This window comes from Microbacterium sp. Bi128, assembly GCF_918698205.1.
The window spans coordinates 1-1,287 of the sequence record NZ_CAKKMM010001425.1 but is presented as its reverse complement, the minus strand read 5'-3'; the positions used below and the strand labels follow the sequence as shown (position 1 = coordinate 1,287).

1 protein-coding gene and 1 pseudogene are annotated in these 1,287 nt (G+C 69.1%); both read right to left on the bottom strand.

What is annotated here, in order from left to right; genetic code table 11:
• Nucleotides 1-168, bottom strand: a pseudogene (locus tag LQV45_RS33355) (quinolinate synthase NadA); the annotation flags it as partial.
• Complete coding sequence (locus LQV45_RS33350; protein WP_230012031.1) at nucleotides 165-881, bottom strand: NUDIX domain-containing protein; 717 nt, start codon at nucleotides 879-881, stop codon at nucleotides 165-167. The pseudogene LQV45_RS33355 and the gene LQV45_RS33350, both read right to left, overlap by 4 nt.
• Nucleotides 882-1,287: the final 406 nt, after the last annotated feature.

Here is a 1,287-nt window from a genome sequence, read left to right as displayed (position 1 = left end):
GGAGGCACCCGGCCCGTAGGCGGGCACGCCGGCGAGGGCCTCGGCGAGGTCGTAGTCCCAGGGCCCGCGGGCCAGCGCGGGGCTGCAGGTGGAGGCGGCCGCGCCTTGTGCCAGAGTGGTGGCCTGCTCGCGCGTGATCAGCTGGATTGCCGTGTTGACGCTGCTCATGGTGTGCTCCTGTTGTCTGGGTCGAGGCCTGGGCGGCCGGTGAAGCGGTAGAGGCGGGGCGGGCGGTGCTTGCCGCCCTGCAGATAATGGTCGGTTTCTTCGATTTCCGGCGTGGCCTTGACCTGCCGGCGGAAGTTGGCGGGATCGAGTTCGCGGTCCAGGACGGCCTCGTAGACCTCCCGGACCTGGGCGAGGGTGAAGTACTCGCCCAGCAGGTGGTAGGCGATGGATCCGTAGGCCATCTTGTTGCGCAGCCGCCACAGCGCGTAGTCGACGATCGAGTTGTGGTCGAAGGCCAGCCCGTCCAGCCTGTCGGCGCGGAACCAGCGCACGTTCTCCGATTCGTCGGCCAGCGCGGCCTCCGTGGGCTGGACGAGTGCCCAGTACACGATCGAGACGACGCGCTGGGTGGGCGAGCGGTGCAGCCCGCCAAAGGCGTAGAGCTGTTCGAGGTAGTTCGGGGCCAGCCCGGTGGTCTCGCGCAGGTTCCGCGAGGCGGCGTCCTGGAGTGACTCGGAGTGCGTGAGCGGGCCACCCGGCAGCGCCCAGAGGCCCTTGAACGGTTCGCGGATCCGGCGCACCAGCGGGATCCACAGCGTGGGCCGCCCGGAGCGTTCGCTGGGACGCAGCGCAAAGATCACCGTGGAGATGGCCAGCGACGGCGGCGCGGTCTGGCGCTCCGAGACGTTGGCTGCTGTGGTGTAAACGGTGATCTACCCGCCCTCTGAGGTCCCGGGCGGGTCCCGCGATGGACTGCCCGGCTGGATCCGGCCCGACCGCCGGATTAGTTATAGTCACATTGACTAGAACTAATGATACGGCCGCGCCGCCCGGGCGCAAAATGTTTCAGGTCACATGGGCCGGACCGGGATGCCGCCGGCGCACGGACCGGGCTTGTCCGCGGGTGCCGGCAACGGTATTAATCGAGGCTATGGACGGAGAAGTCATGGACCCGGAGGGTACGGACGCAGAGGCGGTCAGGGCCCGATACGCGGGAGCGGCCCAGGCATTCATGGAGCTCGCCGGGCAGGTACCGCACCAGGCGTGGTCGCGGCCGGCACTGGGCGAATGGGATGTCCGGGCGCTGACCGGACACACGTGCCGCGCCCTGACAACCGT